20 protein-coding genes are annotated in these 25013 nt (G+C 69.8%); 5 read left to right on the forward strand and 15 right to left on the reverse strand.

Annotated elements, in window-relative coordinates:
• Positions 1 to 78 precede the first annotated feature (78 nt).
• The 7 genes from O0S08_RS38140 to O0S08_RS38170 all read right to left on the reverse strand — a co-directional run bounded on the left by O0S08_RS38140 (position 79) and on the right by O0S08_RS38170 (position 9440).
• On the reverse strand, positions 79 to 915 hold the full coding sequence (locus O0S08_RS38140) for a fatty acid desaturase (RefSeq protein ID WP_269034391.1): 837 nt from the start codon (positions 913 to 915) through the stop codon (positions 79 to 81).
• 367 nt (positions 916 to 1282) lie between these two features.
• Entirely contained in the window at positions 1283 to 2686 is a 1404-nt protein-coding gene (locus O0S08_RS38145; RefSeq protein WP_269034392.1) for a S1 family peptidase, read from the reverse strand.
• Positions 2687 to 3143: 457 nt separating this feature from the next.
• Positions 3144 to 4316: a molybdopterin-dependent oxidoreductase gene (locus O0S08_RS38150; RefSeq protein ID WP_269034393.1), complete on the reverse strand. Its 1173-nt coding sequence runs from the start codon at positions 4314 to 4316 to the stop codon at positions 3144 to 3146.
• A gap of 353 nt (positions 4317 to 4669) precedes the next feature.
• On the reverse strand, positions 4670 to 5632 hold the full coding sequence (locus tag O0S08_RS38155) for a TIGR03885 family FMN-dependent LLM class oxidoreductase (RefSeq protein ID WP_269034394.1): 963 nt from the start codon (positions 5630 to 5632) through the stop codon (positions 4670 to 4672).
• Positions 5629 to 8094 carry a glycoside hydrolase family 65 protein gene (locus O0S08_RS38160; protein ID WP_269034395.1) on the reverse strand — a complete coding sequence of 822 codons (2466 nt, stop codon included), beginning with the start codon at positions 8092 to 8094 and terminating at the stop codon, positions 5629 to 5631. The genes O0S08_RS38155 and O0S08_RS38160 overlap by 4 nt, the downstream gene beginning before the upstream one ends.
• On the reverse strand, positions 8091 to 9041 hold the full coding sequence (locus O0S08_RS38165; RefSeq protein WP_269034396.1) for a ribokinase: 951 nt from the start codon (positions 9039 to 9041) through the stop codon (positions 8091 to 8093). The genes O0S08_RS38160 and O0S08_RS38165 overlap by 4 nt, the downstream gene beginning before the upstream one ends.
• 21 nt (positions 9042 to 9062) lie before the next feature.
• On the reverse strand, positions 9063 to 9440 hold the full coding sequence (locus tag O0S08_RS38170) for a sensory rhodopsin transducer (RefSeq protein ID WP_269034397.1): 378 nt from the start codon (positions 9438 to 9440) through the stop codon (positions 9063 to 9065).
• A 242-nt stretch (positions 9441 to 9682) separates the two neighbouring features.
• Between O0S08_RS38170 and O0S08_RS38175 the strand changes: the two genes are divergently transcribed.
• Both O0S08_RS38175 and O0S08_RS38180 read left to right on the forward strand, forming a co-directional pair.
• On the forward strand, positions 9683 to 10804 hold the full coding sequence (locus tag O0S08_RS38175; RefSeq protein WP_269034398.1) for a Gfo/Idh/MocA family protein: 1122 nt from the start codon (positions 9683 to 9685) through the stop codon (positions 10802 to 10804).
• A 279-nt stretch (positions 10805 to 11083) separates the two neighbouring features.
• Positions 11084 to 12967: an IgGFc-binding protein gene (locus O0S08_RS38180; protein WP_269034399.1), complete on the forward strand. Its 1884-nt coding sequence runs from the start codon at positions 11084 to 11086 to the stop codon at positions 12965 to 12967.
• Here the strand turns inward: O0S08_RS38180 and O0S08_RS38185 are convergent.
• From O0S08_RS38185 to O0S08_RS38200, 4 genes are all read right to left on the reverse strand, one after another.
• Positions 12954 to 13364 carry a hypothetical protein gene (locus O0S08_RS38185; protein ID WP_269034400.1) on the reverse strand — a complete coding sequence of 137 codons (411 nt, stop codon included), beginning with the start codon at positions 13362 to 13364 and terminating at the stop codon, positions 12954 to 12956. The genes O0S08_RS38180 and O0S08_RS38185 overlap by 14 nt on opposite strands.
• Positions 13365 to 13878: 514 nt before the next feature.
• Positions 13879 to 16614, reverse strand: coding sequence for a hypothetical protein (locus O0S08_RS38190; RefSeq protein WP_269034401.1), 2736 nt, complete (start codon positions 16612 to 16614; stop codon positions 13879 to 13881).
• A 350-nt stretch (positions 16615 to 16964) separates the two neighbouring features.
• Positions 16965 to 18080: an RCC1 domain-containing protein gene (locus O0S08_RS38195; RefSeq protein ID WP_269034402.1), complete on the reverse strand. Its 1116-nt coding sequence runs from the start codon at positions 18078 to 18080 to the stop codon at positions 16965 to 16967.
• Positions 18081 to 18635: 555 nt separating this feature from the next.
• Positions 18636 to 19448, reverse strand: a complete 813-nt coding sequence (locus tag O0S08_RS38200) for a formylglycine-generating enzyme family protein (RefSeq protein ID WP_308477866.1) — start codon at positions 19446 to 19448, stop codon at positions 18636 to 18638.
• A 475-nt stretch (positions 19449 to 19923) separates the two neighbouring features.
• On the opposite strand from O0S08_RS38200, the gene O0S08_RS51455 reads away from it, so the two are divergent.
• Positions 19924 to 20454: an OmpA family protein gene (locus O0S08_RS51455; protein ID WP_371879515.1), complete on the forward strand. Its 531-nt coding sequence runs from the start codon at positions 19924 to 19926 to the stop codon at positions 20452 to 20454.
• A gap of 94 nt (positions 20455 to 20548) precedes the next feature.
• Here the strand turns inward: O0S08_RS51455 and O0S08_RS38205 are convergent, their stop codons facing one another.
• The 4 genes from O0S08_RS38205 to msrA form a co-directional block, all read right to left on the reverse strand.
• Positions 20549 to 21079, reverse strand: coding sequence for a hypothetical protein (locus O0S08_RS38205; RefSeq protein WP_269034403.1), 531 nt, complete (start codon positions 21077 to 21079; stop codon positions 20549 to 20551).
• Positions 21080 to 21251: 172 nt separating this feature from the next.
• The gene (locus O0S08_RS38210) at positions 21252 to 21575 is read right to left on the reverse strand and encodes a hypothetical protein (RefSeq protein ID WP_269034404.1); all 324 of its coding nucleotides are present in this window, start codon (positions 21573 to 21575) and stop codon (positions 21252 to 21254) included.
• Positions 21576 to 21731: 156 nt separating this feature from the next.
• Positions 21732 to 22253: a hypothetical protein gene (locus tag O0S08_RS38215; RefSeq protein ID WP_269034405.1), complete on the reverse strand. Its 522-nt coding sequence runs from the start codon at positions 22251 to 22253 to the stop codon at positions 21732 to 21734.
• A gap of 201 nt (positions 22254 to 22454) precedes the next feature.
• Complete coding sequence (msrA, locus tag O0S08_RS38220; RefSeq protein ID WP_371879516.1) at positions 22455 to 23108, reverse strand: peptide-methionine (S)-S-oxide reductase MsrA; 654 nt, start codon at positions 23106 to 23108, stop codon at positions 22455 to 22457.
• A 139-nt stretch (positions 23109 to 23247) separates the two neighbouring features.
• Between msrA and O0S08_RS38225 the strand changes: the two genes are divergently transcribed.
• Entirely contained in the window at positions 23248 to 24024 is a 777-nt protein-coding gene (locus O0S08_RS38225; protein WP_269034407.1) for an SseB family protein, read from the forward strand.
• Between the two features lie 18 nt (positions 24025 to 24042).
• The gene (locus O0S08_RS38230) at positions 24043 to 24972 is read left to right on the forward strand and encodes a fatty acid desaturase (RefSeq protein WP_269034408.1); all 930 of its coding nucleotides are present in this window, start codon (positions 24043 to 24045) and stop codon (positions 24970 to 24972) included.
• Positions 24973 to 25013: the final 41 nt, after the last annotated feature.

Consider the following 25013-nt stretch of genomic DNA (forward strand, 5'->3'; position numbering starts at 1 on the left):
CCACTTCCCCGGGCGCGCTCGGCGCCGCTCCCGGAGCGGCCCCTCCCGCTCACCTGTCTCGAGCGCAAGGGGCCCGGCTTACGCCCCCTCGGGGGTGGTCTCGGCGGTGGCCGGGGCCAGGCGTCGCGCCAGCGCCGGCAGGCGGCGGTCGGGCACCGCCGAGAACAGGTGGTGCAGGAAGTGGAAGCGGACCCCGAGGTAGTTCTCGCGGCCGACCACCGCGATCCACAGCCACCGCAGCGGACGGGGGAGCTCGGGCGGATCGACATGTCCGTAGAGCCATGGCTGATGGACCAGCCACGCGAACACCAGCCAGGCCAGCATGTTGCCGACGCGGACCACCAGGTTGTAGGCGATGAAGCCGCGCAGGCCGCCGATCCACATCAGCGCCGACCAGATCGCCGCGTGCGTGAACATGTCCACGGCCAGGCGCGCGTCGAGGCCGCGGCGGCGCAGGTACCACCACGCCAGCAGCTCCGGCTGGACCAGGCACAGCAGCGCCGCCCGCAGCGGGCCGGGGTGCATCATCTCGCGGTCCGGGTCGGCCTCGCTGCCCTCCTCGCGGTGGTGCATCACGTGCAGCTCCTCGAGCTGCGGGCGCCCGAGATAGATCGGCGACACCACCACCAGCAGCGCCCGCGCCGGGTGCCAGCGCGACCCCACGCGCTGGTCCGAGTGCAGCGCCTCGTGCCAGCGGTTGAAGTAGCGCAGGAACAGCACCACCCCCAGCGGACCGAACAGCCAGCCCGGCAGCACCTCGGCGACGAACGCGAAGTAGCTGGCGTGGAAGGCCAGCGACCACGCCAGCATCCCGTCGTCGTAGCGCGTGCGCGGGTCGCCGGGGAACAGGGCATGGACCTCTCGCCGCGTCATGCGGAGAGTGCGCGCGCCGAGGGTCCGGAGGTTGCCCGCCACAGCCCCCGTGATAGCGAGAACCGCCCCGCCTCGCAAAGCGCGCTCCGCGGCGACCTCCCCGGCGGCGGCCAGGCGAACGCAGTTCACTCTCGCGACCGCGAACGATGCGAGTGCAACCGCGGCGCAGCCCCCCTTGACGGGCCTCACGGACGCCTGCGGTCGACTGTCCCCGGCGCCTCGGGCCGCGGCATCAGGCCGATCGGACAGGCGCACCGCGGCGGGCTTCGGGCGTCGGCCGAGACGTGCGCGGCCGCCGAGCTCGACTGTCTCGCGGTCAGCGGGCGCGACGGGCGAGCGGACGAGCGCGCAGCACCGAAGGACATGTCCGAACGGACATGTCCTACGATTTCACCGCGACCTCGGGGCCTCAGTTCGGCTTCTTGACGTAGAACTTGTAGGTCCCGCTGCCGCTGTACGACTGGACCAGCCACGCGTAGTAGCCGGCGGTGCCGTTGTACTTGACGGTCTCGTTGGTCGACGCGGTCTCGGCCTTGGCGACCGTCGCCCACGCGCTGCCGTTCCACTTGTACAGGTACAGGTCGAAGTCGGTGCCCGCCGGGCCGACCAGGTAGCCCTCGTGCGCGCCGGAGCCGACGCTCTGGTAGTAGCTGCCGTTCGGGTGCTGGTCGGCGTCGCCGGCCCCCGAGAGAGTGCCGCCGTACTCGGTGCAGCCGGTGCACGGCGCGTTGTTCGGCGGCGGGTCGGTCGGCGGCGGGTTACCGCCGCCCTGGTAGGGCGCGCCGCAGGTCTGGCTGTACGCGCCGCTCGGGGCGCCCGCGTTGCAGCCGCCCGTCCACGTGTCGTTCACGCTGCCCGGGTTGGTCTGGAAGTTGTAGCAGCCGGCGCCCGGGTTCCACGTGCCGTCGGCGTTGTGGCACGGGGTGATGTCGAGCGCGGTCTGCTGCTCGAACCACGCCATGCCCTTGTGCATCATCGAGTACATGCCGCCGGTGCCGCACGCCCCGCCGTACGAGGTGATGCCGAACACGCGCCATGTCCCATCGGCCAGCTTGATGAACGCCGGGCCGCCGGAGTCGCCCTGACAGGTGTCCTTGCCGTTGCCGCCGATCGAGATCTCGTCGCCGTCGAAGCCGTTGATCGTCGTCGTCACCTGGCGCTTGATGCCGTAGGGCCCGTTGTCCGCGTTGCCGAAGCCGACCAGCGTGACCTGCTTGCCCGGCTGCAGGTTGCTCGTCTCGCAGCCCATCAGGATCGGGACGATCGGCACGTCGTTGACCGGCGTCGACAGCTTGCACACCGCGAAGTCGTTGCCGCTGCCGGGCTGGCCGCCCGGGTAGACCTTGCACCACTGCGGCGTGACCGTCTTGGCCGGCGCCGCGTAGTTCTCGCCCAAGTAGATCTTGCTGTAGCTGGCGCCGCAGTGGGCCGCGTAGATGACCACCTGCGGGTGGACCAGGGTGCCCGAGCAAGCGCCGCCGAGCTCGACCGTGGAGGCCCAGCCGCACGCCGGCACCGTCGTGCCGCCGTAGATCGCGTCGCCCTCGTCCTCCTCCGCGGCCGTGAACTCGTCGCTGGCCTCGTCGTCGCGCGGCGGCGCGGGCGGCGGGTCGGCCACGCCGGCGAACAGATCCTCGTGGCTGATGATCGTCGGCTGGCCGGCGTCGGTGATGTCGGCCTTGGCCGACGCGACGTCCACTGCGTCGAGCTCCGCGTCGGTCTCGATGTCCGGGTCGCAGGCGCCCGCGACCAGCGCGAGCAGCGAGAGCGGCGTGAACAGAACAATCTTCCCCTGCAGGGATTGATGCGTCATGGCGAGCGTCCTTGTCGATGATCGGTCGATGCGGCGCGCGGCCGCAGGGCCGGGGCCTCACGCGCCCGGGCGGGCCAGGATCGGGCGGACCAGCATTGGTCTTGCCATTGACGTCGATCCTCGCCCCCACCGCATTCGGCAGGCGCGAGTCGGTCGAATCGTACGTCGCGGCGCGGGCACTCGAATCCTAGCTCATCCCTTCGCTATCGCGATTGGCCGCGAGACGTCAAGCACCAAAGACGCGCGAAGACCATTTTCCCCCTCTCCCGCATGTTCCGCACTCTCCGCATTTCCCGCAGCCGCAGCTCCCGCGCGTTCCCGGGCCCGGAGCCCCCACGTGGGGGCCCGCGGGGCGCAATCCCGAGCCCCTCACGAATGATCGGTGTACGACCGAGGACCTCGTCGTCGGTAATGCGCGGCGAGGACCGCATCGGGCGACCTCAGCCGACGCTTGCAGCTACACGAAGTGGATCGGGTGCGGCACCGGGGCCGCGAACAAATAGCCCTTGTCGTTCGGCAGCTGCTGCGACAGCGGCGGCTGCGTGTGGCCGTGCTCGTCGACCGCGCGCGGCGTGATCGTGACGGCGCCCGGCGTCGCGTCGAGCTCGAGCTGCCACCACGTGCCTGCCACCGGCAAGTTGTCGCCGACGAGCCGCGCCGCGCGGGTGAACGTGCCGCCGCCGTCGAGGCTGATGTCGACGCGGTCGATCGCGCCGAACGGCGACCACGCCAGGCCGTGGATCGTCCGCCGTCCGGCCGGCAGCAGCGCGGGCCACGGCAGACACACGGCGCTCTTGACCACGCCCGTCGTCAACACCGGCGGCGGCTTGGGATAGTCGGCGCCGAGGAACACGTACTCCTCGGTGTTCATCTCGACCGCCGGCTCCTGGGCCGAGACCTCGAGCGCGCCGACCCACTTCACGCTCGCCGCCCCGATCCACCCCGGGACCACCACGCGCGCCGGGAACCCGTGGTCCATCGGCAGCGCCTCGCCGTTCATGCGATGGGCGAGGATCGTGTCGCCCGTCATCGCCTTCGCCAGCGGCATCGGCCGCGCGTAGCCCTCACCGTCGAGGCTGACGGGCATCACCCAGGCCGCGCCGCCGCGCAGGCCCGCCAGACCCAGCAATGTCGCCAGCGGCACCCCGGTCCACTTCGCCACGCCGTAGGCCCCGTCACGCCACGGATCGCCCTCCACCGCAGCGCCCAGCAATTCTTTAAAAAAGGCGCGGCCGTTGCCCGCGCATTCGAGGTAGCGCGTGATCGTCACCGACGGCAAAGTGACGAGCTGATCGTACGTCACGCTCACGGGCCGCTCGACGCCGTCGCCGTGGATCTCCAGCCGCCAGTCCGCCGCCGACAGCCGCGGCGTCGGCCCGTGGTTGCGCACGTAGAACCGATCGATGGGCGTGACGAGCTGCCCGACCGGCAGGCCCTCGAGCCGCGTCTCTGCGTTGTGCGTCCCGTGGCGGATGAACCACTCGTCCGGCAGCGCCTTGACGAGCTCCGCGCCGCCGCCCCCGCGCGCCTGCCCGCCCGGCGCTCTCGCGGTGCACGCGAGCGCGGCAGTGAGCCCGCTGCCGCTCGCGAGCGCGAGGAATTGCCGGCGCGAGGAGGGGTGGATGCGCACGTCCGAAACCATTGGACCGATGCCCGCCTTCTGCCAGCCGCCCGCGCCGCCGAGCCGCGCTCCGCCGCGAACGCCCGCGCATCCCGCGAACGCGCGAACCTCGAGTGCCTTCGCCGCGCTGTGCGCCGCCCGAAAGCGCCACGCCGGCGAGCATGAGCTCGCCGGCGCCCGCCCCCGGCCCCGAAGCCCCGAGGCGCGCCCACGCGCCGCGACGCCCGGCGACTGCTACAGCGAGTCGCTTCGGCCACGTCTTTTTCTACGATATCCATCGAGACATGTTTGAACAGTCATGTTCATGAGCACGCGGTCGATCGCTCATGTGTTTTACGACATGCCCGTGCGGACATATCACTTCATCGCGCCCGCAGCTGCGGCAGCACGTGCGCACCGAAGGCCTCGATAAAGCGCTCCTGCTCGCCGCCGACGTGGTGGAGCGACAAGAGGTCGACATCGAGCTCGGCGTCGCGTGCCAGCCACTCGCGGTGCCGCGACGGATCGGCCGCCACGCGCACCGGCCCGCGGATCGCCTCGGGCGTCACGAACGCGGCGGCCGCCTCGAACTGCGCCGGCGTGCGCAGCTCGGCCAGGACGTCGCTGGCGAACACGTTGGTGCGCCACTGCTCCCACGCCCCGCGCAGCGCCGCCGCCTCGCTGGCCGCGTAGGCCAGCTGCACCTTGAGGTGGACCGACTTGCCCGCGCCGCCGCCCTCGCGGAAGGCCGCGATCACCTCCGCGTGCGCCTCGTCGGCCTGCGCCACCGTGATGAGCCCGTCGGCCCAGCTCCCGAGCCAGCGCGCCGTCTCGGCCGTGACCGCGGCGCCGAACAAGAGCGGCCGCTCGCGCGGTCGCGTGTACAGCTTGGCCGCGTCGACCCGCACGAGCCCGCGGTGCGTCACGGTCTCGCCGGCCCACAGCGCGCGCATGACGTCCGCGCACTCGCGCAGCCGGGCGTTGCGGCGCTCCTTCACCGGCCACGGCTCGCCGGTGATGCCCTCGTTGAGCCGCTCGCCGCTGCCGATCGCCAGCCAGAAGCGGCCCGGGAACAGCTCGAGCAAGGTCGCCACCGCCTGCGCCAGCACTGCGGGGTGGTAGCGCTGGCCGGGCGCAGTGACCACGCCGAAGCCCAACCCAGTCGCCTGCAGCGCCGCACCGAGCCACGTCCACGCGTGTCCGCTGTGGCCCTGGCGCTCGCTCCACGGGTGAAAGTGGTCCGAGCAAGTGGCCGCGTCGAAGCCGGCGGCCTCGGCCCGCCGCGCCAGCGCCAACAGGGCGCCGGGAGCGAACTGCTCGTGCGAGCAATGGTACGCCAGCTTCACTGCGCCTCCACGCAGCGGCCGCCCACCCGCTCGCGGGCCGGCGTCACGGTGAAGGTGCGAGTGGCTCCCGGCTCGACCTCCTCCGCGCGGCCGTCGATCCGCACGGTCACCGCGTGCGCGGCGTCGTCGTCCACGCGCACGATCACCCGATCGTTGCGGACCGCCAGCGACAGCCACGCGCAGCGGTGCCGCACCCGGAACGACACGCAGCGCAGCTCGTCGGGCAGCCCCGGCCGCAGCCACAGCGCCCCCTCGCGCGCCTCCAGCCCGGTGTAACAGCGCTGGAAGATGTCGATGGTCCCGGCCATCGCCCCGAGGTGCACGCCCTCGGCCGTCGTGCCGCCCTGAATGTCGCCGAGGTCGCTGCCGAGCGCCTCGCGCAGCATCTTCCACGAGTGGGCCGGATCGCAGCGCGCCAGCACCCACGCGTGCACCACCCGGCTCAGCGTCGACCCGTGCGACGTCCGCTGCAAATAATAGCGGGTGTTGCGAGCCAGCACCTCGTCGTCCCAGCCGTAGCCCAGGCCGGTGAAGATCGCCCGCAGCTCCTCCGGCGCGAGCAAGTAGAACAGCATCAACACGTCGGCCTGCTTCGACACCTTGTAGCGATTGGCCGAGTCGCCCTCGGCCTCGAGGATGTTGTCGAGCCGGTGGATTTCGTCGGCGTAGCGGGCGCGGTAGAGGTCCCAGTCGAACTCGGCCAGCCGCTCGTAGCCCTCGAACTGGGCGATGAGGCCGTCGTCCAGGAACGGCACGAACATCCGCCGGGCGACGTCCTCCCAGGTCCGCAGCTCGTCGTCGCCGAGCCCCAGCTTGTCGACCAGCAGCCGCCGCGCCCCCGCCGGCAGCAGCGCCAGCGCCTCGCGGGCCCGCAGCAGCGACCACACGGCCATGACGTTGGTGTAGGCGTTGTTGTCGAGCCCGGGCCGGGCGGCGTCGGGGTAGGCGTCGTGAAACTCGTCGGGGCCGCCGACGCCGCGAATGACGTAGCGCTGGCGCGACGGCTCGAACACCGCCACGCTGGCCCAGAACCTGGCGATCTCGACCATCATCTCGACGCCGTGCTCGGCCAGGAACTCGAGGTCACCGGTGATCTCGTAATAATGCCAGACGTTGTAGGCCACCGCGGCGCCGATGTGCCGCTGCAGGCGGCTGTTGTCGGCGATCCACCGGCCCGAGCGCGGGTTCTTGCGCCGCGGCTCGCTGACCTCGCGGCCGTCGCTGGCGCTGCGCCACGGGAACATCGCCCCGCGCAGGCCCGCCTCGCGCGCGGCGGCGCGGGCGGCCGGCAGGCGACGGAATCGATACAGCAGCAGCGACCGCGCCAGCTCCGGCAGGCGGTAGGCCAGCACCGGGAACACGAACAGCTCGTCCCAGAACACGTGCCCGCGGTACCCCTCGCCGTGCCAGCCGCGCCCGGGGATCCCGGCGTCGAGCCCGATCGTGTGCGGCGAGACCGTCTGCAGGATGTGGAACAGGTGCAGGCGCAGGGCCGTGGTCGTCTCCTGCTCGCCCTCGACGTCGACGTCGAAGCGGTCCCACAGCTCGGCCCACGCCCGCGCGTGCGCGGGCAGCATCGCCTCGAAGTCCAGGGCCCCGCCGACCGCACGCATCGCCGCGTCCAGCGGCTCGCGAATGGCGCGATCGTGGCGGGCGTACAGCGCGAAGATCTTCTCGAGCGTCACGCTCCCATGAGTCTGCAGCTCCGCGCACGCCTGCAGGCCGACCGTCCGCGGCCCGCCCTCGCACGGCCCCAGCGGACCGACCTCGCCCCCCGACACGAACACCCGCGTACGCGTCGCCAGCGCGAACTCGAGGCGCGAGCCGCAGGTGCGCGCCCGCAAGGTCAGGAGCCCCGCGCCCGCCGCCGCGACCTCGAATTGCTCGAGGTGGTCGCCGTCGGCCCCGCGGTACTCCACGGCGTTGGCGTTCGTCACCTGTCCGTCGAGCCAGGAGCGCACGCGCACGCGCCCGCCCGCCCCGTCGAGCTCGAGCCGCACCTGCTGGGCCGCCAGGTGTGGATCGCCGAGGTGCACCAATCGTCGCTCGGTCAGCGTCGCCCGCCGGCCGTCGACCTCGAAGCGGACCACGCGGCTCAAGAGACCGCGCCGCAGGTCGAGCTCCTGCCGGAACTCGCGCACGGTCACCCGCTCGAGCGAAAACCACTCGCCGTCGTCGAGGCCGACGTCGACGCGCAACCAGTTCGGCAGATTGACCAGACCCTCGTGGTGCAGGGGCTCGCCGTCGACCACGCTGGTCTTGTGATTGTAGAGCCCGGCGCGGTACGTGCCCGGATAATGCGGCTCGCCGGCGACCGCCCACGGGGCCGCGCCGCGCGTCACGAAGCGGCCGTTGCCGAGCGCGCACAGGGCCTCGCGCTGCCCCTCGTGCTCGCGGTCGAACGAATCGTAGACGATCGACCACGGCGCCAGCCGGGCCCCGTCGCGGTCGTGCGGGCTCATCCGCGCGGCTCCCGGCCGCCCCGCGCCCGCTCGAGCTGCCCGCGATCGGGATACGCCGCCTGCGAGCCATAGGCCGTCACCGCCAGGCTCGACGTCGCCACCGCGAACTTGACCGCCTGCAGCAGCTCCTGCCGCTCGAGCAGCGCCACCCCCAGCGCACCCGCGAACGCGTCGCCCGCCCCCGTCTTGTCGACGACCTCGACGTCGAGCGGCGACACGACCTCGCGCCCGCCCGCGGTCACCAGCGCCGCGCCGCCGTCGCCGAGCTTGACGCACGCCACCCCGACCCCGCGCGCGAGCAGCTGCTCGCCGGCCCGCACCGCGTCCTCCGCCGACTCGACTTCGACCCCGACGAGGCCGCGCGTCTCCTCGGGGTTGGGAGTGATGACGTCGATCATCGCGTAGAGGTCGTCGGGCATGCGATCGGCGGGCGACGGATCGAGCAAGACCTTGAGCCCGCGCGCCTGGGCGGCGCAGACGGCGGCGCGGACGACCGCGATCGGCACCTCGAGGTCGACCGTGAGCACCGACCCCTCCGGCGCGGCCTCGACGACCTTCACCACCGCCTCGACATCGGCCTCGCCCCACGCCTCGTTGGCGTTCGCCGCCAGCAAGATGGTCTTGTCGCCGTCGCCCCGCACCACGATCATCGCCAGCGCGGTCGCCTGCCCCGCGATCCGCTTCACCTGCGACACATCGACCCCGACCGCCCGCGGCCCGCGGAGGACCTCCTCGCCGAAGTCGTCGTCTCCGACATGTCCCAAGAGACATGCCTTCACGCCGAGCCGCGCCGCCACGTACGCGCGATTGGCCGCCTTGCCCCCGGCGGCGCGCAGGAGGTCGCGGACCGGCAAGGTCTCGCCCGGCCCGGGCCAGCGGTCGGCGCGGACCTGCAGATCGAGGTTGATGCTACCGAGCGCGAGCAGGACGGGGTCGTCGGCGGTCATGATGAAATCGTCGCGGGGCGATCAGGCCGGGAAGGCGATCGTGGTGATGAGCGCGTTCTCGGCCTGCCGCGAATCGAGGCGGGTGTGCTGGACCACGATCGGCTGATCGGACTCGATCACGCACGAGAAGTCGGTGGCCAGCGGGATCGGCTCCGGATACGTGAGGTCGTTGAATCGCACGTGCCGCGTCCGTCGGGCCGGCACTGTCACGTGATACGGCCCGGCCGGCTCGCGATCGGAGAAATAGATCGTGAATCGCACGTTCGCGTCCCGATCCGTGGCGTTGAGGATCGAGGCGGTCTCGTGGCTGATCATCTCCGGCGCGGGGCCGTGGCTCCCGCGCGGAATGTAGCCGTCGGCGATGGCCCAGCGGCGGTGGCCCAGCGGTGTTTCGCTCACCTCGGCACGGTGAGCGGCATCGTCGCTCCGCGCAAGCAAGGCCACGCCACGGCTCGGGTCGGCGGCGCACTCAATGGCAACACACGGACGAGCCCGCTGCGCTCGCGGCGAGGCCGCGCCACCGCCGCGGCTCCTGCGCGACGGCCCGCGCCGCGGCCTCGAGCGCCGGGTCGGTCCCGCGATTCGCGGATCGGGCGGTACTCGCATTGCCGCCGCCGGGCCCTCGCATAGCCTGGCCGCGCATGACCGCGAAGACACCCGCCAAGAAGGTCCGCTATGCAGTCGTCGGCGCCGGCAACATCGCCCAGGTCGCCGTCCTGCCGGCGTTCGCCCACGCCGACGAGAACTCCGAGCTGGTCGCCCTCGTCTCCAGCGACCTCGCCAAGCGCATGGCCCTGCCCGAGCGCTACGCCAGCATCGAGGCGCTCGGCACCTACGGCGAATTCGAGGACGTCCTGCAGCGCGCCCGCGTCGACGCGGTGTTCATCGCCACCCCGAACACCCACCACCGCGAATTCACCGAGCGCGCCGCCCGGGCCGGCGTACACGTCCTGTGCGAGAAGCCGATGGCGCCCACGGTCGCCGACTGCGAGGCGATGATCGCCGTCTGCCGCGAGCACCGCGTCAAGCTGATGATCGCCTACCGCCTCCACTTCGAGGCCGCCAACCTGCAGGCGATCGAAGCCCTCAAGGCCGGCAAGATCGGCGACCCACGCGTGTTCAGCTCGCTGTTCACCCAACAGGTCCGCCCCGGCGACATCCGCACCCGGCCCGAACTCGCCGGCGGCGCGCTCCTCGACCTCGGCGTCTATCCGATCAACGCCGCCCGCTACCTGTTCCGCGAGGAGCCGATCGAGGTGCTCGCCGCAGTGTCGAGCAGCGGCGACGCGCGCTTCGACGGCGTCGACGAGACGACCACCGCCGTCCTCCGGTTCGCCAGCGGCCGCGTCGCCCAGCTCACCGTCAGCCTCGGCGGCTCGGCGGTGGGCTATTACCGCGTCGTCGGCACCGAGGGCGACCTCCACGCCGAGCCGATCTACGACTACGAGCAGGGCCTGAAGTTCGTCCTCACCACCGAGAGCGAGCGGCGCGAGCACAAGTTCCCCGCGCGCGACCAGTTCGCGCCGGAGCTGGTCGAGTTCTCGCGCTGCGTGCTCGAGGATCGCGAGCCCGAGCCGTCGGGCGAGGAGGGCCTGGCCGACCTCCGCGTGGTCGAGGCGATCTTGCAATCGGCCCGCAGCGGCCGCGCGGTCCAGCTGCCGCCCTGGTCCCGCGCGCAGCGCCCCGACGCCGACCAGGAGCTCCGCAAGCCCCCCGTCGACGCCCCCGAGCCGATCCGCGCGCCCTCGCCGACGATCCGCTGACATTTTTAAAGGGACTCCCCCGCGAGCGCGAGCAGCTCGCGAGGACGAGCCCAGCGAGCCACGTGAGTCGGGCCGCGCTCATCCGCGAGCGCACGCAACGACAGCCACCGCGTCGGCTCCGCGACCCGGATCGCCCATGGACTTGCGAAGCCGGGGCGGACAAGCCCCTCGGAGCGGGCCCGACGCGCGCGGCATTCAAGGCGCGCGCGTGCGTCCGCGCAGATCTGCCCGCAGCGAAGGCCCTTGCGCGGAGGCGGCGGACGGCGGTGAAGTCCCGGCATGCATCGATTCAGCTTGCCCCTCACTGCAATCGCGGTCGCCCTCGTCGGCTGCGGCGGCGACGACAGCGCCGTCTCCGCCAGCCAGACCGACGGCACCACGACGACCCAGAGCACGACGGTCGCTCCGACCCAGGGCACGAGCACGAGCGAGACGCCCACGACCTCGACCACCGATCCCACCGGCACGGGCGGCGCGTCCGAATCGACGACGACCAGCACCTCGACGTCGACCACCACCGAGGACACGACCACCACCACGTCGGCGACCGGCGTGATGACCTCGACCGGCGACGCCACCACCGGCACCACCGGCGCCTGCACCTGCAACCCCGGCGAGGCGAACGGCTGCGATCCCAACGGTCAGCAGATGGTGTGTCAGGACGACTGTCAGACCTTCGCGCCCGAGCCGTGCCCCGGCGGCGGGCAGTGCACCGACGGCGCGTGCCCGGCCAACCTCTGCAACCCCGGCAAGAAGGTGTGCGAGGGCGAGGACGCCTACAAAGAATGCAACGAGCAGGGCGACGGCTGGCTGCCGCCGGTGGATTGCGCGCCCGAGGAGACCTGCGCCGGCGGCATGTGCCTGTCGCTGTGCAGCCTGGCCGAGGAGACCCCGAGCTCGGTCGGTTGCTCGTTCTTCGCGGTGCGCCAGGACAACTACGATTACGCCAACGTCGACTCATTGGTGGTCGGCAACACCTCCAAGACCAAGACCGCCGAGGTCCAGCTCTACTTCACGCCCGACGGCACCAACAACGAGCAGCCGTCCGGCGCCCCGGTCGACCTCGTCCCGGGCATGACCCTCGAGTTCAAGCTCACCAACCAGCCGTTCATGAAGGTCTCGGCGCTGCGCAAGGGCGGCGTCTACCGCGTCCAGAGCTCGATCCCCATCGTCGCCTATCAACATTCGCCGATCACCGCCCAGGCCACCAACGATTCGTCGATGCTGCTGCCCGAGCATGCCCTGCGGCTCGATCACGTCATCACCGCCTACGGCGACACCGTCTTCGGCGAGGAGCGCCCCAGCTACTTCAACGTCGTCGCCACCGCCGACAACACCGTCGTCCAGTGGACCCCGCCGATCGGCACCATGGCCGGCGCCGGCGTGCCCGCGGTCGCCGCCAAGCAGACCGGCTCGGTGACCATGAACCGCTTCGACGTCATGCAGGTCCGCGTGCCCAACGACACCGACCTGTCCGGCACCCTCGTCCACGCCGACAAGCCGATCTGGGTCATCGGCGCCGTCAATTGCGCCAACGTCCCCGCCAACGTCGTCTTCTGCGACCACCTCGAGGAGCAGGTGATCCCGCTCGACTATTGGGGCAAGCAGTACATCGGCGCCCACTCGCCCAAGCGCGGCAACGAGAAGCACTACTGGCGCGTCTACGCCGGCGAGGACCAGACCACGATCACGACCACCCCGGCCCAGCCCGGCACTCCCTTCACCCTCGACAAGGGCCAGTGGAAGGAGCTCGTGATCCCCAACAACACGAGCTTCGTGTTCGACGGCGACAAGCCGTTCATGCCCGTGCAATACCTCGAGGGCGAGGGCGGCGGCGCCGGCACCGGCGACCCCGCGATGTACCAGATGGTCCCGGTCGAGCAGTTCCTCGACCGCTACGCCTTCGTCACCGGCACCGGCTACTCCGTCCATTACGCGCAGATCATCCGCCTCGCCGGCAACCCCGACGTCGTCATCGACGGCCAGGTCGTCGGCGGCTACTACACCGTCGGCGGCTACGAGGTCGCCGACTTCGTGATCTCCGAGGGCGCCCACCTGGCCGAGAGCGACGCGCCGTTCGGGATCCTCAACATCGGCTACACGCCGGTGACGTCCTACGCCTACCCCGGCGGCCTGAAGCTCAAGATCATCAATCCTCAGTGACCCGCCACCAGCGGCTTTTCGCTCCGGACGGCGCACGGCGGTCCTCTGCCGTATCAGGGACCGCCGCGTCTCCGGAGGGCGCGGCTTCAGGCCGGTTCTTGGCGCGCTCTGCTGCAGACGCCTCGAGCTGATAGCCCCAGAGCCCCACCGCGGCGTTCACCGCCAGCAAGAAGGCACCCACGCCCACCTCGATCGCCGAGCGGAGCCCGAACAGCCACAGGAGACCGCCATAGACGACGAGGACCGCGAGCCACGCCAGGAGAACATGGAGGACCGGCGCGCCGGCGAGGGCGAGCGGAACGAGCGACAGTACCGCCACTGAGAGCACAACCCGCACGTGCCCCCGGGTCTCCGTCCGGGCCGCGTCCGCGGCGGCGGCCTGCTCCTGCTCATTCATGGCCATCGCCCTCGCAGTCCCATCGCCCGACCCACGCATGAACGCCTCGGCGTCGAACCGCGAAGTCGAGTGATTCCAGCAACGAGTCGTCGCCGCATCGCACGCAAGTGTACCCGAGCGTCGCCGCCACGCCACGGGTACGCCCGAACTGCATGGTACGGCGACGAGGCTCGACATTACCCGCCAAACGGCTCATCTGGCGCAGCTTCACGCGCGTCTTCCAACCGCGGACGAAGCCCCAGGCGGAGTCGACATCCCATCGAGCGTCACTGCCCCGCGCTTCCTGGCAGGTCGCTGAAACGCGCCGGGGCTCTGTGAAGCCCCTCGGCCCGTCGGCGAGAAGTGTCGTACGGGGCCGAATTCGGCCATATCCTGTCCGAAAGGACATGCCGATTTCGGCCGGCCGGGACTTTTTCAGCGACCTGCCAGGTCGGCCGCGTCGCAGTCTCGGTCGCAAGTCAGCGCCCGAGCTCGTGAGGCAGAGCTTCGGCCGGGCGAGTCCGGCAGGCTCGGTTCACCCCACCTTGGCAGCTTGGGACTTCTTCTTCCCGGCCTTTTTCTTCCCGGCCTTCTTCGACCCCGCCTTCTTCGTCGCCTTCTTCGTCGCCTTCTTCGCCCCCGCCTTCTTCGGCGACTTCTTCGGCGACTTCTTCGCCCCCGCCTTCTTCACCCACTTCTTCGTCCCTGCCTTCTTCACCCCCGCCTTCTTCGTCGACTTCTTCGGCGACTTCTTCGCCCCCGCCTTCTTCACCGCCTTCTTCGTCGCCTTCTTCGTCGACTTCTTCGCCCCCGCCTTCTTCGTCGCCCTCTTCGCCGTCTTCTTCGCCTTCGTCGACTTCTTCGCCTCCGCCTTGGTCGACTTCTTCGCCCCCGCCTTCTTCGCCCGGGACTTCGTCGACTTCTTCGCCCCCGCCTTCTTCGCCCCGGACTTCGTCGACTTCTTTTTCACCTTTTGCGTCGCGGCCTTCTTCGCGCGTGTCGCCGACTTCTTCGCATCGGACCGGCTCGCGCTCCCGGGCGCGCGAGCCGGCGGTCCTTCGCGGTCGGCCAGTTGCCGCAGCTCGAAGGAGTCGTAGGGCAGGTCGTACTCGTGGAAGACCTCCGCGTGATTGACGAAGTTCGGGAACGCGTCGACCAGATCGGCGCAGGCGTGCAGCGCCCGGCGCTGGATCTCCGACAGCTGCTCGGGCGCGCCTTCGGGGAACAGCACGCGGAAGAGCACCTCCAGCGACTCCACCTGCGAGAGCGGATCTTGCTCCCGCAGCGCCTCCGTGAGCGCGTCCATGTGCCGCGCGAGCACCTCCTCGGGCAGATGCTCGCGCGCGACGGCGGCGACGTCCCCGGCGAAGAACGGCGCCAGCTCGGCCATGGACTCTTCGATCGGCGACCCGTCGATCGCGTACGGTTCGATCGCCGCGATCCACTCCGGCGCAGGTCGCTTCACCCGCGCTGCCAGCAGCACCGCCAGCAGGAAGCGCACCATGTTGTCTTGTTCGGCCTCGAACGCCCGCTCGAACGCCGCCCGCGACGCCTGTGCCGTCGCAGTCATGCCCAGCCCCAGGGCCGCGCGTCCGCGGTCCGCCGGCGTCGCGCCCGCTCGCAGGCGCCGCGCGAACAACTCGATCACCCCGGCCTCGCCGCGCCCGGCATGCGCCAGCAACAACTCCCCGGCGCGGGCGACCGATTCGTCCGTGTCGGCGGCGAGCGCCTCGAAGCGCGCCAGCGATGGACGCATCGCCGTCATCCACGCCTCGTACGATTTGCGGTCCTCCGAGATGTAGGCGAGCCGCAGCACCGCGACCAGGAAGTCGATCACGCGCCGCTCCACCGCGGGCCGCGACGCCTGCAGCGGCAGCAGCTTCGCCAGCACCGTCGCGACCCGGTACGTCGCCGGATACACGCTGCCCTGATGCTCGATCTCCGGCCAGATCTGGTCCAGCGAATACTCCGCGATCGCAGGATCGTCGGCGAGCGCGCCCTTGACGTGGAGCGGCAGCTCCTTGCCGCCGCCGAACGCGGTCTCCACCCGCGCCCACGACCCCGGACCGAGCGCAGCCACCAGCTCGGGCGACGGCTGCAGCCGCTTCAGCGCGGCGAGCGTGACCTCCTCGTCGTGGGCCTCGTGGAAGGCCTCGCGCACGAACGACGGATCGTCCTGCGTGCGCTCCTCGTCGTAGCTCGCGAAGCCCGGGAGGAAGCAGTCCCAATTGTCGTACTCGTTGAGCGAGTGCTCGCCCTCCGTCGCCAGCGTGAGCTCCGCCGCGCCCGTCGCGTCGTGCAGCGTCCACACGCCCTTGCCCCCGCCCGTCGACGTGTACGAGACGATTCGCGCCCCCGTGAGGTCGTAGTATTCGACCTTGCTCGGCGGCCGCTTCGGGTCGTCGCCCGCGATCGCCTCGAACACCAGTCGGTCATCGTAATAGCGGCGCACGTGGTGCGGCCGGACCTCTTCCATGCGCACCGAGTAGAGCCTCTGCGCCTGCGCGTCATAGAACGTCTCGGTGCGGTCGTCCTCGCCGTTGCGGTAGAGCGTCGCACTGCGGACCGCCGGCGGGTCGCTGTCTCTGTAATAGAACGACTGGACCATGTCGCCGTTTTCTGCCCACCGCTTGGACACCCACAATCGGCCGTCCTCGTAGGTGTCCTCTTCGCGCGGCGTGCCCGCGGGTTCGTGCAGGCTGCGCTCGCCGAGCACCCCGTTACGATCCCAGACGCGCCGCTCCCCGCGGAGCTCGCCGCTCTCCAGGGCGCTCCGCTGCAGCACCCACCCCTGCTCCGCCGGATCGTAAAACGCCTCCGTCGGCACGTTCGCCGGCCGCGGCGGCAGCGGCTCGCCGTCGCGCCCCACCGGCCGCCCCTGCGCGTCGAACGTCCGCTCCGTCACCACGTAGCCGTCGTCGAGCTCGCGCTCGATGACGTACACCGCCTCGCCGAGGCCCGGGTCCCAGTACTTGTCCTCCGGCGACCGCCCGTCCAGCCGGGTCCAGCGCATCAAGCCCACCCAGGCGTTCTTGACCAGGTCCTTGGCCCCGCTCTGCGACTCCGAGCCGTCCGGGTGGAAGCGGCGATACGTGAGCTGCTGCTTCCCGTCGCCCCACTCCTCGACGCACTCGACCTCGCCGCTCGGCCGCCACGCCGTCCAGGTGTCGACGCGCCGACCTTCCGCGTCCTTGGGCCCCGAGTTCCAGGCCTCGTCCTCCCAGAACGCGTCGACAGGAACGTGTGCGGGCTTCGGGGGGTGCTTCGACATCGCAAGCGCGAGGGTGTCCGCGCCGCGTGTCGCTGTCAACCGAGCTCACGCCCGTGCGCTCCTTCGCGCATGTCCGAACGGACCTATCCGATCGGGCATGTCATGATTCATATCGAAGCGAGGAGACCGCGGATGATGCCAGGAGCGCGAGGACGCGGACCCGGCCACGGCGATGAACCCAGGGGTCCCGGTCAAGTCTTCGACCTCCCGCCGGCGCTCGTACCGGTTCAATCGTTGCGGCCTACCAGTTCGGCACGAGCACGTAGCTGGCCGGGTCGGCGCGGTCGTACGCGATCTCGACCGCACGGTTCACGAACGCCGCCTCGTCACGCCATGATGGAAGGCTCCAGTCAGCGTATGCGTCGAACCGCCCGTACGGCGCGCCGGTACTCTTGGGGAGAGCCAAGCGCCACGACATAGCCCCAACACAGCACGTCTCCGTTTTCGAGGGCGGCACAGGTATGTTCTCTCGACGGAGCGATGTCGATGACAGGTGAGCCGAGCCTGTAAACGACAGATCTGGACGGACCTACCTGATATTCGTCTTGACGGACTCCGCTCGGCACACGCCCCCAGCATCGAACCGTGTCTCCCTCCATCAGAGCGCAGGTCTGGTCCCCGCCGCAGCGGAGCAGGCTGACGGAGTCGGGGAGCTCGAACGCGGGCGTCACGCGAAACTTGTCGCTTCCTCCCACCCCGGGACCGTAACCCCAGCACTGCACACCTCGCGCCGAACGGATGCAGAAGTGATAGTCGCCGCCGCAAATTTCGCTCGCTCCTCCGTCGAGGGGCACGAGCTCCGGAGGCTCTATCTGCTCCCCGAGCGGATCGTCCCAACACTTCACCTCCCCGTCGAACGTCAGCGCGCAGAACCGCCGATAGCCGCTGGCGAGGCTCTTGACCGGAGTCCCCACGTCGATCGTCAGCGAGTCGGTGGTCGAACCTTGTCCCTCGGCGCCGAAGCGCGCGCAGTTCACGACGCCGGGCTTTCCGTGGGCGGGTAAGAAGCACAACATCTCATCGCCGAGGGCGATGGCCGTCGCGGTTCCCCTCGCCACGATGGAGAGCGGGACCGGCCCGAATGCACTGCCCCAGCACTGCACGCCTCCGTTGGTGAGGAGCGCGCAGGTGTTGTGCTCCTTCGCCGAGAGTGAAACGGCCGGGCCATCGATGTCGACGGCACCGGCCCGCGCCGGGTGCTCATTGTCACCGATGTAGCGCAGACGTCGAGGTGCGTACGAGCCGATGTATGGAGTTCCCCAGCAGCGAACAGCCCCGCCGTCGAGAACCGCACACGAGTGAGACGCCCCGGCCCCGAGGCTGACACCCTCACCACCCAGGCGAAGCGGCTCGGCTCGTTCCAGCTGCGCGAGTTGCCGTGAAATGAGGGTATTCTCCCATTCGCCCCGGCATCCGGCGAGAAGCGCGCAGAGGGATGCCGCCAGAAGCGAACGTTCAAGGGTCACGGTTGAGGTCCTCAAATGGGCTTCTCTGCCAGTTTTCCAAGCGCACGCTCGTACTTCTTCTGCAGAAGATTTCGTTGCACCCTCTGAGGTTCGGGACGCAGAGATCAGGAGCAGGTCTCGAGGACGGGGACCGCCACGACGTCCAGGTGCCTTCCGCGTCCTTCGGCCCCGAGTTCTAGGCGTCGTCCTCCCAGAACGCGTCGACAGGAACGTGTGCGGGCTTCGGGGGGTGCTTCGACATCGCAAGCGCGAGGGTGTCCGCGCCGCGTGTCGCTGTCAACCGAGCTCACGCCCGTGCGCTCCTTCGCGCATGTCCGAACCAACATATCCGATCGGGCATGTCACCGTTCGTCGGCATCGCGGTTCCAGCAGGTGTTCGCTGCTTCTCTGAAGATAGCTCCGTTCTTCGAATTCACTCGTCGGACAGTCGGCGCATCCATTCACTGGAGTCGTTCCTCGCGGCGTCGCGCCGACCGAGCGCGGCATGTTGTCCAGCACCAGGCGGACGCGCGTCGAAGGCTTCTCCGGCCTGTGCCGCACGCATCACGTTCGACACTACTGCTCGATGCGTCGAATACACCGAAACCCGTCGTCGGACGACGCGCTGCTGAACGGGAATTCGCCCGAGAACCCCGCAGGCTCGGTTTGTGGGTACACCTCGAAATCGAAGGGAGCAGATTGGCCGAACGACCCCCCTCTTCGGGCGAAGAGCCGCTCCTCCTCCGCCAATACCAACTCCGCGACGTTCCCGGCGAGATCCATCACCCCGTGGTAGCTCTTTCCCGCCGGCTTCGATCCCACAGGCCAGGTGGAGTCGGCATTGCAACCGTACCAGGAACCCTCGGCGCGCGGCTGGGCCATCACGGCGCGCTCACATGTCGGAAGCTCGTCACCCCAGGGAAATCTGCGCGCCGCATCTCCGCCACGCGCCATCCATTCCCACTCCCACTCGGTCGGCAAACTCATCTTCCTCCAGGCGCAATACTGCAGGGCATGGCCGATCCCGACGCAGTTCATGGGGTGATCCCCGCGACCGACTTTTCGATAATTGCAGCCCACATTGCGGTGTCTCTCTCTACAAAACCCCGCGCGAACGCACCGATCAAATTCATCGCTGACCAGCCGAATTTCCCCGGAGCAATGACCGGCCGCGACACATTCGCTATACTCCGCGACGGTGACCTCGGCCGCGTCTGCATGGAACGATCGAACCGTCCTGATGCTCCCGTGGTTATCCAGGAACCGGCCGCCGGGGATCAAGATCAATTCGTCGACGGCTGTGTTCGTGCGCGAGGCTGCACGGCAGCCTCCGGCGAAGTGCACCAGGACACACAGAACACACAGGAAGCTTTTCCCGACAAAGTTCACTCACTGACTCCCTGAAACGCTCGTCGTACTCGATCGACTGGACGAAGTCCGTCGCAGTCCCGGCCCCGCGGAGCTTGCTGCGCACCGCCAGTGGCTTGCCGCCCTCGTCGTACAGGTTCTCGGCCCCGCTGGCGTCGGGCGCCGTCTGCTTGGCAGCAGGTTCGCCGCTTCCTGAGCATGGGCCCGAAGACCGACCTCCCGGCGACAGAGAATCTGGCCCAGACACGGCGCAAAGGTTACTCTAACTCCCGACGATGATCGCCAGGCCTCCACGCGTCCTCGCTGCAGCGCTGCTGGTGATGTCCGCCTGCGCCCAGCGACCTTTGCGAGCGCAAAAATCCGGCGTTGGTGCAGAAAGTGGCGCTCTACCTCGATTGTCCGAGCATGTCGCCGCCGACACTCCCGACAGCTCGCCATCGGTCGTCCTGCAGAAGAGCCCCTGCCGGACGGCGACGGAGACGGTCTACCGGATATCGTGGACCGATGCCCTTTGGAGCCTGAAGTCCGCGATGGCTTCCTGGACGAAGACGGATGCCCAGATAGGGTTCCGAAACGCATTTGCACCGAGCCAGGTTCGGAGCATGTAAGCTTTCCCCGAAAACGGCAAACGAAATTGGAACCGAGATCGGCAAGCACGCTCCATCGCGTGGCAGTATTCCTGAGAGAGAATCCGCAGTACCGCATCCAGGTCCGCGGCCACGCCTCATCGGACGAGTCTCCCTCCGAGGAAGTGCTGCAAGCGCTCAGCTTACGACGAGCTCGCGCGGTCCAAGAATACCTCACGAGGACCCTGAAGATCTCCATGGCTCGCCTGGAGCTTCAGGCGCTCGGTGCGACGGAACCATTTCCGTGCGGCTCCGGTGATGTCGATAAACGGGATCGCCGGGTCGACTTCATGGTGCTTCCTTCACCTCCGAGAGCGTACGAAGGGCCTCTGGAGGCGCGGCTGGTCCAGCCGCGTCTGCTCGCCACCCTTCGACCGTCAAGAGCTGCCGAACAGGAGTGACAACCGCTTGGACGAGCCAACGCGCCCGACGGCGCTCCCGCGGCATGCCCCGAGAAACGTGATGAAGACGCTCCGGCACGCAGCTTCATCTTCGTCACCAGTTCGGCACGAGCACGTAGGTGCGCGGGTCGGCGCGGTCGTACGCGACCTCGACCCCGCGGTTCACGAACGCCGCCTCGTCGCTCCGCGTGTCGATCAGCGTCGAGAACGGCGCCACCGGCCCGTTCACCTGCACCGCGAGCCGGAGCTGCGTCATACTCACGCGCCGCGCCTGGACCACCCGCGCCTCGGCCCGCGCCCCGCGCTCGAGCAGCTCCTGGACCCTGACGATCGCCCCGCGGCGTCGGCTCAGGCCGAAGCGGTAGATCGCCACGCACGCCACCACCGCGCCCACGAGCACCCCGATCGCGGTGTACAGCCGGGTCCACCCGCGCGCGACGAGCTCGCGGTCGAAGTCCGTCTGCACACCTCCGAGCCCGGCGATCTGGAACGCCTCGTTGGCGCGGGCGTACAGGACCCCGCCCACCATCAACCCGAGGAAGCCGACGATGCCGGCGAAGATGAGCGCGACCAGCTTGTGCTGGTCGCGGGAGTCGACGATGCGGGCGGCGAGGGCGTCGTTCATCGCCCCGAGTATACCCGTGCGCCCTGCTCGTGTTCGCACGCCGCTCTCGGAGCTCGACCGCGCCTGGCGGCGCCCAAGCGGGCTCGGGTGCGAGCGCATCGATTCGCAGATGAGGGAGCGACAGGTGTCGAGCATTCACGGCCGCACCAGTCCTGGCCAGCCGTTCATCGACTCATCTCGCCTCGTCTGCTCGGCCTGCCCGACGATGCATCAGGTACGCCACACCGAGGGCGCAGGCTCGCGTCGCGGCTTCAGCCAGTTGCTCCTCGGTGCCCGAGCGCAGATAGAATTCGCCGCGGAAGGGCTCTTCCTCACCGCGAAGCGCGCGGTCCACCAGGCGCTCCAGGCTGCCTCGCTCGACCGCGAGCCCCGGGAACCATCGGACGATCTCGTCGACGTTCTCGCGGACGCTCCAGTCCCAGTTCCACACGTAGTAGAGGTCGAGATCCTCCGGGTAGAGCAGATCGAGATCCTCGGGTGAAATCTGCGAAGGCACGAGCTCGACGGTATCATGAATCGCGTTTGCGCGAGAAGACCCGCAGGAAAGCTGCCACGACATTCCGCGAGGTACATCGAGATGTCCCGAATTGGGCCGAATCTCTGCAGCAGGAGCCAATCCCGGGACAGCTTGCGACCGACGAACGGATCTCCTTCATGCATGAGGCGGGTTTTCAAAGGCCCCGCATCGCTCCGACCATTCCGTCCATTTCCCCAGGTGGTACTCGACATCTTCGTAGTTCAGCGCGCAAGGAGGAGATTTGAAGTCGCGGCGCCTCATATGCTCGACAAACTCGTCCGGAAGACGGACATCGTACCGCTCCACGTAGATCGGGAGCCCCTCGGGCCACACCCACGTGCCATCGGTCATGTCGGCCGTACCCATTGCCTCATCCGGCGTGTCGCCCGCAAACCTGCAGTACGCGTATCCCATCTGCTCTCGTATACGGTGCCCCCTCCGCAGATACTCGCAGATCTTGCGCGCATCCGGGCTCGGTTGCTCCGACACGAAGTACTTGGGGTGAGGGTACTTCACGGGCCGAGACCTCGCCAACAACTCGGGGTTCTTCGCCTTTAATACGGAGAGAGCGCGCTCACGCGACTCCTCGATCCTTGCGGGCACTTGCCTAGTGTCGCACCAAAACCCAACCACGTGGAGCTTTGTCTTCCTATTCATGGAAGCTCTTGATTCTGCGGGGTGAACGTCTCCGTCCTGCCCCTCATCGTAAATCGGATGCAGCCTCCCACCCTCCCCGCATCCGAGTAGAGCTTGCGGCCGGCGAAACGGATCTCCTGCATGCATCAGGAGCGCTCCGCCGGCCTGCGTTTTCGCGCGAGGCATCGATCGCTCCGCGACCTCCGCCCCCAGGACCGAGGCTCACGTCGACAGGCCCGTGGGGCACGACACGCCGGTCCCGCCGATCCCGCAGTATCCCCCCGGGTTCTTGTGTAGATACTGCTGGTGATAGTCCTCCGCGTAATAAAACGTCGGAGCCGGCAGCACCTCGGTCGTGATCTCCCCGTACGCCGCGTCGAGCAGGCGCTTCTGGTACGCGTCGCGGGACGCCTCGGCCGCCGTTTTTTGCGCCTCGCTGGTGTAGTAGATGCCGGAGCGGTACTGTGTGCCGACGTCGTTGCCCTGGCGCATGCCCTGGGTCGGGTCGTGGTTCTCCCAGAACACGCGCAGGAGCTCTTCGTAGCGGACGCGCTCGGGGTCGAAGACCACCTGCACGACCTCGTTGTGGCCGGTGCGCCCGCTGCACACCTCGCGGTAGGACGGGTTGGGGGTGTAGCCGGCGGCGTAGCCGACCATCGTCGAGATCACGCCGGGCACCTGCCAGAATTTCTTCTCGGCGCCCCAGAAGCAGCCCATGCCGAACGTGGCGATCTCGGCGCCGGCGGGGAACGGCGGCGACATCGGCCCGCCGAGGACCGCGTGCTGCGCGGCCACCGGGATGGGCGTGTCGCGGCCGGGGAGCGCCTCTGCGGGGCGGGGCATACGGAGCTTGTCGGAGGAGGCGAACCAGGACATCCCCCGCAGGGTGACGCATGGCGGCGGTCACGGCCAGCGCCGCCGGGCTCGGCCGGGCTGCGTGCCCGATCGCGCACGGCGTGCAGGGGGCGCGGCCGGGCGCGCCGGGGCGGCTCTGCTATCTTCGCCCCTCCCCCGCATGTCCACGCTCACTCGCGACCGGCTCGTCACGTCCCTGCAGCAGCTCACCGCCAGCGGCGGGGCCGACAACCACCTGGTCGTCGCCGCGGGGGACTACTACGTGGTCGTCCACGGCCGCCTGGGCGGCAGCGACCTGGCGGTCGAGGTCGTGTCCAACTTCTACCTCGGCGGCCCGGCGCAGCTGACCCCGGCGCGGCTGCGGTCGCTCGGCGATCGCGGCTACTTCGAGCGCAGCGGCTACAACAACCTGTTCCGCGACGTCCGGCTGACCGGGCCCGACCCGGCCGCCAAGCTGGCCGACGAGCTGCTGGCGCTGTTCTCCCAGATCTTCGGGGTCGAGGCCGACGCGCCGGCGACCTTCGAGCTGCAGCTCGGCGACCCCGAGCCGACGCGCAACCCCGACCTCGTGCGCGCGATGAAGGCCCTGGCGGTGCGCCGCGACATGGACGCGCGCCAGCGGGTCTACGTGGCGGTGATGAACGCGACCTTCCTGATGCCGATCAACCCTGCGGGTCGCATCAGCGAGGAGCCGCTCGAGGTCGACCGCCTCGGCACCTTCCCGGTCATCGCGGCCTTCACCGAGGCCGACTCGCTGCGGCTGTGGCAGCCGAAGGGCTGGCCGTTCGCGCTGGTGCCGGGCTCGCGCCTGGTGCCGCTGGCGGTGTCGCGCCGGGTCGGCTCGCTGCTGGTGAACCCGCGCGGCAACGTCGGCGGCGAGCTGTACATCAACGAGCTCGAGGCGATCGAGGGCGCGCTGCGCCGGCGCAACAACTGACGCGGCGTACAGGGCGCGATGGAGGCCGAGTTCGCCAGTACCGCGGTGCTCTCCGCGGACGAGCGGCGCGAGCTGTACGCCCGCCGCGACGGCCCGGGGCTGCGCCGCTTCGCGGTCCAGTTCGGCCTCCTGGTCGCCTCGGCGGTCGCCTCGGTCGCGCTCGCCGACGCCGACGCGCGCGTGTTCTGGCCGGTGTTCGCGGTCTACAGCGTGCTCCTGGCCTCGATGTTCGCGCCGATGCACGAGGCCGGCCACGGCACCGCGTTCGCCAGCAAGCGGCTGAACCGGCGGGTGCTGCAGGTCGCCGCCTACCTGTCGCTGATGCCGCCGACCGGGTTCGTCGCGTTCCACTTCGAGCACCACCGCAAGACCCACGAGGTCGGCGACCCCGAGGTCCCCGGCGGCAACCTGGCGCTCGCCGCCTGGCCGAAGAACCCGATCGCCGCGCTCGTGGTGCTGAGCGGGCTGCCGCTGCTGCTCGCCAAGCTGGCGGCGGTCGTCAACCTCGCGGTGCCGCGCGGGCCGCGGTGGTTCGCGCGCTGGCTGCCGTTTCTGCCCGAGGCGCAGCGCCCGGCGACGATCCGCGAGTCGCGGGCGATCGTCGCCGCCCTGGTCGCGCTGGCGGCCGCGGCCTGGCTGGCGTGGCCGCCGCTCTGGTGGCTGCTGGCCGGCTGCGTCGGCGCCCACGTGGTGCTCGGGCCCTACCTCGCCGCCGAGCACACCGGCATGCCCACCGAGGGCGACGTGCTCGCGCGGACCCGATCGATCCGCAGCAACGCCGTCGTCAGGTGGCTGTTCTGGAACATGCCCTACCACGCCGAGCACCACGGCTGGCCCGCCGTGCCGTTCCACGCCGTCCCCGACCTGCACCGCCGCGTCGCCGCCGGCCTGCCCCACCGCTACCGCGGCTACCTCCACGTGTACCTGGCGGCGCTGCGCGGCAGATGAACGTTTGGACATGCTCCCGGGAGCATGCTCTGGAAGACATG

Source organism: Nannocystis punicea (assembly GCF_026965555.1).
GTDB lineage: Bacteria > Myxococcota_A > Polyangia > Nannocystales > Nannocystaceae > Nannocystis > Nannocystis punicea.